General features: G+C 69.7%; 6 protein-coding genes. 4 read left to right on the plus strand and 2 right to left on the minus strand.

Annotated features, from left to right (window positions below; translation table 11 throughout):
• The coding region (locus ACE3PU_RS02440) for a TonB-dependent receptor domain-containing protein (RefSeq protein WP_374386296.1) at window positions 1–2,084 on the minus strand (2,084 nt) is incomplete at its 3' end.
• 184 nt (window positions 2,085–2,268) lie between these two features.
• Window positions 2,269–4,791: an ATP-binding protein gene (locus tag ACE3PU_RS02445; RefSeq protein ID WP_374386298.1), complete on the minus strand. Its 2,523-nt coding sequence runs from the start codon at window positions 4,789–4,791 to the stop codon at window positions 2,269–2,271.
• 190 nt (window positions 4,792–4,981) lie between these two features.
• Between ACE3PU_RS02445 and rpsT the strand changes: the two genes are divergently transcribed.
• From rpsT to ACE3PU_RS02465, 4 genes are all read left to right on the plus strand, one after another.
• Window positions 4,982–5,251, plus strand: a complete 270-nt coding sequence (gene rpsT / locus ACE3PU_RS02450) for a 30S ribosomal protein S20 (RefSeq protein ID WP_374386300.1) — start codon at window positions 4,982–4,984, stop codon at window positions 5,249–5,251.
• Window positions 5,252–5,725: 474 nt separating this feature from the next.
• A complete protein-coding gene (gene dnaA / locus ACE3PU_RS02455; RefSeq protein WP_374386302.1) occupies window positions 5,726–7,186 on the plus strand; it encodes a chromosomal replication initiator protein DnaA in 1,461 nt (486 codons plus the stop codon).
• 147 nt (window positions 7,187–7,333) lie between these two features.
• Entirely contained in the window at window positions 7,334–8,452 is a 1,119-nt protein-coding gene (gene dnaN, locus ACE3PU_RS02460; RefSeq protein ID WP_374386304.1) for a DNA polymerase III subunit beta, read from the plus strand.
• A gap of 29 nt (window positions 8,453–8,481) precedes the next feature.
• The coding region (locus ACE3PU_RS02465; protein WP_374386306.1) for an AAA family ATPase at window positions 8,482–9,205 on the plus strand (724 nt) is incomplete at its 3' end.

Consider the following 9,205-nt stretch of genomic DNA (forward strand, 5'->3'; position numbering starts at 1 on the left):
CCCGGCCCGCCCGGACCGCGCCGGCCGCCCGGACCTTCGGCCGCCGCCTGCGGCGTGGGCGCGCCGAAGGCGCGCGAGAAGTTGAGGCCCCACTGCACGTCCTGCTGTTCGCGCCTGGCGAAGTTCAGCGGCCGGGCGTCGATGGACAGCAGGTTCCCCTCGTCGTCGCGGGTGAACCGCTCGGGCAGGGCAGCCTCCAGGTCCGGCGTGATGGCCGGGAAGGTCGAAATCTCGTTGTCGGTCTCGGTGCGGGTGTAGGCCATGTTCAGGCGCAGGTCGCGCTCCGAGAACGGCTGCCAGTTGACGCCCAGCTTCAGAATGCGGCTTTCCTCGGCCTGCAGATTGGGGTCGCCGCCGGTGATCTGGGTGATCTCGACGGTGTCGCCCGTGGCGAAGTCGAACACCGGGACGTTCGGGGTCGAGACGAAGGGGTCGTTCAGCTGCTGGATCGTCGGGGCCTTGCCCTCGTCGGAATAGTTGGCCGACAGCGACAGCCGCTCGACCGGCGACCAGTTCAGGCCGGCGCCGATCTCGTGCACGCCGCCGAAGTCCGACAGTTCGTCGTACTGCAGGTTCAGGTTCGCGGACAGGTCGCCCAGCATGGGCAGGACGCCGCGGTCCTTGTTGGCGATCGGCACGTCGAAGCTGGCCTGCAGGGCGCCCTGGTCGCGCGACTGGGACCGTTCGCTGGCCACGCCGGAGCGGAAGCTTTCGGAATCCAGCGACTGGTGCTCGGCGCCGACCTTGAACGTGGAGGTCAGGTCGCCGGCGGGCAGCGCCCACGCCGTGCCGTTGAACACCACTTCCGCCTCGGCCGTCTGCGAGACCGAGCGGGCGGTGTCGCGCAGGGCGTCGCTGACCAGGCCGTCGATGTCGCCGAAGGGATTGACGGCAGGATCGCCCGCGCTGATCGCGGCCTGCAGCGCATCGTCGTTCACGCCCCGTCCGGTCGAAGTCTCGGTCTCCGTGCGGGTGTATTCGCCCGTCGCCGTCCAGCGCCAGTCGCCCAGATAGCCGTCCAGGACCCCGCCCAGCTCGGCCGTGCGCGTGTCGACGGATCGGCTGAGCGCGTCCGGACGATCGACATAGCGATACAGCAGCACGTCGTTGGCGAACGGCGAGAAGCCGCTGCTGGACGGCAGGGTCAGGGTCACGCCCGGCAGGCCCAGGTAGCTGAAGCTGGAGCTGTCCTCCACGCTGCCGCTCAGGGTCAGGCCGACGGTGTCGTTCAGGTCGTGCTTATAGGTCCCTGCGATCGAGGCCTCGTCCTGCCGCGGCAGCAGGGTGCGATAGGCGTTCAGGTCGTCGGAGCGCGCGATCCCGGCGGTGGTGGCGAAGTCGCCCAGGCTGGGCGCGCCGCCGGCGGCCGAGCCGGGCACGCCCGCCACGGTCACGGTCGAGCCGGCGAGGGCCGACAGGGCCGGATCGATCTCTGCGCCGTTCGGCAGGCCGCTGATGTTGCCGACGCCGTCGAACAGCACGCCCGTGTCGGTGCGGTCGATGTTGCGCTCGGTCTCGTACAGCGGATTGCTGGTCTGGCCGTTGATGTCCAGCGACCAGCGGTCCGAGCCCGAAATGTTCAGGATGTTGTTCTCGGATTGGGTGGTGGTGCGCCCGCCCTGTTCGGAACGGCTGACGTTGACCGAGGCCGTCAGCGACCGGAAGTCGGCCTTCAGCACGATGTTCACGACGCGCTGGTTGGCGCTGTAGCCGTAGGACAGCGCCGTCTCTTCGGGCAGGATGTCGAAGCGTTCGATCGCTTCGGGCGGGATGCCGCGGATTTCGCGGAAGCCCGAGATGCGCCGGCCGTTGACCAGGAAGACCGGCGAGCCGCCGCGCGCGCTGCGCGTCTGCGCCTCCAGCAGGGTCACCAGTTCGCCGATGTTGGTGGCGCCGAACGCCTGCAGCTGGGTGGTGTCGTAGGAGACGATCGGCTCCTGGCCGCCCAGGGCCACGCCGCGTTGCTGGCCCGTGACGACCACGTCCGGCAGCAGGGTGACGGCTTCGTCTTCCGGCGGCGTCTGGGGCTGGACGGCCTCGGCGGCCGGAACGAGGGCGAGAAGAAGCAGGGCGGAGGAAGACATAGGGGAGGGCGTCTCTTGGTGTGCGGTCGGCCTATCTGGGACCCTGCAAAGGTGTCCAGAAAACGGCGGAATTCATGAAGGATTGGAAAGCGTTGCGGCATTCCAACACCGCTGGAATTTCATTGTTCCCGCAGCGACGGAAAAGCCGATGGCCAGCGTTGAAGACTGTTTGAATCGCGTCGCCTCAGGCCGCCCGGTCCTGTGCGGGCCGCGCCGCCTCCAGCGCCGCAGCGACGCCGTCGAACAGCGAATCCATGGTGATCGGCTTGGCCAGGTGCCCGTCGGCGCCCGCCGAGAGGGCCGCCTCGACGTGATCGGGCAGGGCGTTGGCGGTCAGGATGATCAGGGGGGTGCGGGCCCGGCGTTCCTCGGCCTCCAGCGCGCGGATGGCGGCGGTGGCGCTGAGGCCGTCCATGACGGGCATCTGCATGTCCATCAGCACCAGATCGAAGCCGCCTTCGGCGAAGGCCGCGACCGCCGCCTGGCCGTCCTCGACCATGACCAGCTCGGTTTCGACGCCGCTGAGCATGATCTCCACGACCTTGCGGTTCGCCGGATGGTCGTCGGCCAGCAGCACGCGGGCGGGGAAGACCAGCGGCCCGGCCCCATCCGCATCGTCTTCCGTCGCCGAAACGGGGGCGGTCGCCGCCGGCAGGGCGAGGTCGAACCAGAAGCGCGCGCCTTCGCCCGGTCGCGCCTCGCAGTCCAGCGCGCCGCCCATCAGGGCCACGAGCTCGCGCGAGATCGCCAGCCCCAGTCCGGTCCCGCCGAAACGGCGGGTGATCGAGCCGTCCGCCTGCTGGAAGCGGGCGAAGATGCGATCCTTCTGCGTCTCATCGAAGCCGCAGCCGGTGTCGGCCACGGTGAAGCGCACCCGGCCCTCGTCCAGCGCGGAGACGGCGACGGTGACGGACCCGGTCTCGGTGAACTTGAGCGCGTTGGAGATCAGGTTGGACAGGACCTGACGCAGCCGCACCACGTCGCCCTGAACGACGTCGTCCAGCGCCGGCTCGATCTGCACCCGCAGGGCCACGCCCTTCTCGTCGGCGCGCGGGCGATAAAGGGCGGCGGCGCCGCGCACCGTGTCGGCCAGGTGGAAGGGCGCCGTCTCGACGACGACCTGCCCCGCCTCGATCTTGGCGGTGTCCAGGATGTCCGACAGAAGCCGCTCCAGCGTCACGCCCGAGGTGTGGATCACCTCGACCATCTCCCGCTCGCGCGGACGCAGTTCGGCGCGCGACAGGGCGTCGGCCATGGCCACGACGCCGTTCAGCGGGGTGCGGATCTCGTGGCTCATATTGGCCAGGAACTCGGACTTGGACCGGTTGGCGGCCTCGGCCCGGCGGCGCGCCACGCGCAGGTGGCCGGCCTGGCGCCACAGCCAGAACAGGGCGATCCCGGCGGACAGCAGGAACAGCACGGCGATGCCGGTGATCCAGTTCTGGGCCCCGATGACCGCCCGCTGCAGGTCGGTGTTGGCGCGCGCGGTCTCCAGCTGGGCGCGGCGCTGCGCCAGCTGGGACTGCATGTCCCCCGTGACCTGGCGGATGCCGCCGCTGAAGCGGCGGGCGTCGGCGATCTTTTCCAGATGGGCGTGCTCGCGCAGCTTGACGTACGCCTCCCGCGCGCGGCCTTCGGCGAACAGGATCTCGGCCTCGACGTGGGGCAGTTCGGACGCCCCTTCCTCGCGGAACAGCCCGGCCGCCCCCCGCCGACGGATCTCGGCCAGGTCGCGCTGGGCGGCGGCGACCTGGCCGGTCTGGGCGCGGGCGATCGCGCGCGCCGGCAGCAGGTGGGGAGCCAGGAAGGCGGCCTCGCCCAGGTCTTCGCCATAGGGCGCCAGACAGGCCAGCACCGCGCCCGGGTCCTGGCGCGCCTGGGCCACCATGGCGCAGAGGTTGGCGTCGTAGACGGTCAGGCTTTGCAGCCCCGCGCGTTCGGACAGCCGATGGTGAATCTCGAACAGGCGCTGCGCCTGGTCCGCGTCGCCCAGCTGGGTCGACAGCCGCGCCAGATTATAGACCGCGTCGAAGTCGGGCCGGGGATAGTCCGCACTGGCGAAGTCGATCTCGAACCGGCCGAAGGCGGCGGTGGCGCCGTCGATGTCGTTCAGCTTCATCAGGCCGATGCCGGTCATCTCCCACAGGCCGGCGCGGGCGATGTTGCCGTAGGGCGCGCCTTCGGGGATGAAGGCGTCGGCGTCGGCCAGCAGCTTCAGTCCCTCGCCGATCTTGTCCTGATCCATCAGGGCCAGGGCCCAGATGCGAGTGGCGTGGACCTTGGCGAACCAGTCCTGTTCCGTCGCGGCCGCATGCCGCATCGCTTCGGCCGCCGGCGTCTCGCCCTGATCGTAGCGCAGGACCAGATCGTTCAGATAGGCGATGCGGACATAGCGCTGGTCCTTCAGCCGGCCGGCGGCATGGGCCAGCCGGCGGTTCCAGGCCGCGGCGGTGTCGAACTCGCCCTGGTTCAGCATGATCCAGGTGACGTGATAGAGGCGTTGCAGGCCCTCGCGGTCGTTGCGGGCCTCGGCCGCGCGGCCGAAGGCCTGCAGGGCGGCGAAGTCCGTCGCCCCGGCGCGGCGCTCGACGGCCTGGGCCAGCTCGATCGGCGCGCGCTTGGGAACGGGCGGCTGCGCCAGCGCGATCTGCGGCGCCGAAACCGCCAGCAGGGTCGCGACGAGAAAGGGAACTCTTGATCTGGACATGCGGCTTCCGATTTGACCGCAGTTTGCTGAGGCTTGGTTGAATAAGGCTTAGCAGGGGAATGCGTGCGACGCCGGATCGGCCGCAGAGTCCGCGTTGACCCCCCGGAGGCTTTCGGCTATACGCCCGCCCTCTTGAGATTTTCGCGCCGTGGACGTGTGCTCCGCGGCGTTTTCCGTTCGAAGGTTTGACATGGCCAACAACCCCGGCGCCCGCAAGGCGATCCGCAAGATCGAAGCGCGGACCGAAGTGAACAAGGCGCGTCGCTCGCGCGTCCGCACCTATCTGCGCAAGTTCCAGGAAGCGGTCGCCGCCGCCGACGCCGACGCCGCCAAGACGGCCTTCATCGAGGCCCAGTCCGAGCTGATGCGCGCCGTGTCCAAGGGCGTGGTTCACAAGAACACGGGCTCGCGCAAGGTGTCGCGTCTGGCCGCCCAGCTGAAGAAGCTGTCGGCCGCCTGATCCACGCAGGCCACTGACCGGACACGGAGCGGCTGTCGCCGTTCCGTTATGGGAATACGTAGGTTTTACAACGGCGAAGGGGCGATGGCTCCTTCGCCGTTTTGCGTTCTGACGCCAAGTCTCGCTACGTGAGAATCCGTAGAGACTGTTCGTCGAACGGCGAAATTCCCATGCAGAATTGGGCTTTGCCGGAGTCAAACAATTTAACTGCGAATCGACCAACGAATCAGCGTTGACCCCACCCCGTCGGCGCGTAAGTTTTGGCCTCTAACGCACTTCCATCCCAGTACGGATGAAGACGGCGCGGGACCCTGTTTCGCGTCGGCGGGAGATGTCTGTTCAGAGGTTCGACCCCACCCGGAAAGCCCTGCTTTTCGGGACAGGAGAAGTCGTCCCTGATGCATCGCCCTGAAGCGCGGAGGACGGTTGATCTGAGCAGCGGGTGGCTGAACTATGGTTGGGGGCGCGACGGCGATGGCGAATGGGGCAGGCAGATCGGGGCTCACCGATCTCGACCGCATCTGGAGCGAGGCGTCCGTGCGCCTGCGCGCCGAGATCGGCGACGGCCCGTTCAACTCCTATGTCGCGCCGTCGGCGGTCCGCATGGATTCCGGCGGCCAGCTGATCCTGGTGACCCCGACCGCCTACGCCCGCGACTGGGTGCGCAAGAACGCGCTGCGCCGGATGAACGAGCTGTGGCTGGGCCTGGACGGACAGTCGCGCCGGCTGGACGTGCGCTGCCGCGCCGAGGTCGGCTCGGCCCCGCCGGCGACGGCCGTGGCGGCCTCGGGCGGCAATGTCGTCGATGCGACGCCGCGCCTCGCCGCCCTCGCGCCCCTGAATGGGGCGACGCCGACCGTGGCCCCGATCGCCGACGGCGCCCGCGCCGTGCGCGCCGCCGGCCTGCAGGAACGGCTGACCTTCGACAGCTTCGTGGAAGGGCAGGGCAACGCCTTCGCCCTGGCCATCGCCAAACAGGTCGCCAGCTGGGCCGACGGCCACTTCAACCCGGTCTTCTTCTGCGGCCCGTACGGCTACGGCAAGACCCACCTTCTGAACGCCATCGCCTGGGAGGCCCAGCGCCTGCGTCCCGAGGCCAAGGTCGTCTATCTGACCGCCGAACGCTTCCTGTCGACCTTCGTCAAGGCGATGCAGGACCGTTCGACCGCCGCCTTCAAGGAAAGCCTGCGTTCGGCCGACATGCTGCTGCTGGACGACGTCCAGTTCGTGGGCGGCAAGGCCTCGACCCAGGAGGAGCTTCTGTCCACGCTGACCGCCCTGATCGAGGACGGCAAGCGGGTCGTCTTCTCGGGCGACCGTCCGCCGATGGCCCTGACCGAGGTCGAGCCGCGCCTGCGCAGCCACCTGGCCGCGGGCCTGACCTGCCCGGTCGAGGCGGGCGATCGCGAGCTGAAGATCGCCGTGGCGCAGAACCGTCTGAAGGCGCTCTCGGCCCTGGGCGTGGTGCAGGGCGAGGCCGCCCCGGAAGTCCTGGCCCAGCTGGTCGACCGCACGCCCGGCTCGATGCGCGAGCTGGAGGGCGCCGTGAACACCCTGGCCGCCGCCGCCGGCGCGCGCCTGTCGGCGGTGTCGGTCGACGAGGCCTCCATCCTGCTGGGCGCCGCCCTGCGCGGCGGGCCCGAGCGCCGCATCACCGTCGACGAGATCCAGAAGACCGTCGCGGATCACTTCAACCTCAAGCAGGCCGATCTGCTCAGCGAGCGCCGGACGCGCTCGGTCGCGCGTCCGCGCCAGATCGCCATGTACCTGTGCAAGCAGCACACGACCCGGTCCTATCCCGACATCGGCCGCCGCTTCGGCGGGCGCGACCACACCACCGTCCTGCACGGCGTGCGCAAGATCGAGGAGCTGATGCCGCAGGACGACCAGATCGCCCGCGACGTGGAGGCGTTGACGCGGAAACTGCGGGGGTAAGGAGTGCGGTTTCTTTCTCCCCATGAAGGGGAGGGAGAATTCTGTGAACGGCTTTCTCCGCCTTCCTTGCCCTCCACGCCTGATCCGCTAGTGTCCAAGGCCATTTAACCGCGGCCGTTCGAGTCGGGCCGCGCCGGGCGAGACGACATGCAGCTTACGATCGAACGTTCCGCGCTCCTCAAGGCCCTGGGCCACGTCCAGAGCGTGGTCGAACGCCGAAACACCATTCCGATCCTGTCCAACGTCCTGCTCAGCGCCGGACGCGACCGGCTGGCCTTCGCCGCCACCGACCTGGACATGGAGATGGTCGACGAGGCCGAGGCCCAGGTCCAGGTCGAGGGCCAGATCACCGCGCCCGCCCACACCCTTTACGAAATCGTCCGCAAGCTGCCGGAAGGCGCCGAGGTCTCGCTGCTCTATTCGGGCGACGATCCGCGTCTGGTGGTCTCGGCCGGCCGCTCGCGCTTCAACCTGCCGGTCCTGCCGGCGGGCGACTTCCCCGTCATGTCGACCGAGAGCGCCGGGGCGTCCTACGTCCTGGCCAAGGAAGACCTGGCCCGGCTGATCGACAAGACCCGCTTCGCCGTCTCGACGGAAGAGACGCGCTACTATCTGAACGGCCTTTATCTCCACACCGTCGCCGAACAGGGCGTGCCGCTGCTGCGCGCCGTGGCCACCGACGGCCACCGTCTGGCCCTGGCCGAGACCCCCGCGCCGGAAGGCGCCGCCGGCGGTCCCGGCGTGATCGTGCCGCGCAAGACGGTGGATCAGGTCCGCCGCCTGCTGGACGACACGAACGGCCCGGTCGAGGTCCAGGTCTCGGCCCAGAAGATCCGCTTCCAGCTGGGCGAGGCCAGCCTGACGTCCAAGGTCATCGACGGCGCCTTCCCGGACTATCTGCGCGTCATCCCGCGCGGCAACGACAAGCAGGCCGACATCGACAACGCCCTGTTCGCCAAGGCCGTCGACCGGGTCGCCACCATCTCGGCCGAGAAGAGCCGCTCGGTGAAGCTGGCCTTCGACAACGACCGGGTGAAGCTGACCGTCCGCAACATGGAGGCCGGCCAGGCCGAGGAAGAGGTCGAGATCGGCTATTCCGACGAACCGTTCGAGATCGGCTTCAACGCCCGCTATCTGCTGGATGTCGCCGGCCAGATCACCGGCGAGAACGCCGCCTTCCGCTTCGCCGACCCGGCTTCGCCGACGCTGGTCCTCGATCCGGCCGACCCGGGCGTGCAGTACGTGCTGATGCCGCTGCGGGTGTGATCCTGACCGCCACGCGTTAAGGAGGGAGCGTGATCCGCTCCCTCGCCCTCACCGACTTCCGCTCCTATGCGAGCGCGCGGCTGGACCTGGCGTCCGGGCCTGTGGTGCTGCATGGGCCGAACGGGGCGGGCAAGACCAATCTGCTGGAGGCGATCAGCCTGCTCACGCCCGGCAAGGGCCTGCGCAACGCCACCGCCGTCGAGATGGGCCGTCGCGAGCCCGGCGAGGCGACCGGCCGCCCTTGGGCCGTCAGCGTCGAACTGGACGACGAGACGCGGCTGGGCACCGGCGTGCCCGGTCCCGGCGCCGCCCGGCGCATCGTCCGCATCAACGGCGAGACCGCCCAGCCGGGGCGTCTGCTGGACCATCTGCGCCCCGTCTGGGCCACGCCGGAGCAGGACCGGCTGTTCTCCGACGCCCGCGCCGAACGGCTGAAGTTCTTCGACCGCCTGGTCTTCGCCGCCGATCCCGACCACGCCGCCAGCGTCTCGGTCTATGAGAAGGCGCTGCGCGAACGCCTGCGCCTGCTGAACGACGCCCAGGAGGGCCGGGAGGCCGACCCCGTCTGGTTGGACGCGCTGGAGATCCGCCTGGCGGAGGCCGGGGCGCGGGCCGCCTTCGCCCGCATCGCGGCGCTGCATGCGCTCCAGGCCGCCATCGACGCGCGCGGCGACCGGCCCGTCCCCCAGGCCGACCTGGGCCTGGCGGGCGAGGCGGAGGCGATGGCCGAGGGCGGCGCCGAGGAGGCCGAGG

Origin of the sequence: Brevundimonas sp. (genome assembly GCF_041911375.1) — a bacterium.
GTDB lineage: Bacteria > Pseudomonadota > Alphaproteobacteria > Caulobacterales > Caulobacteraceae > Brevundimonas.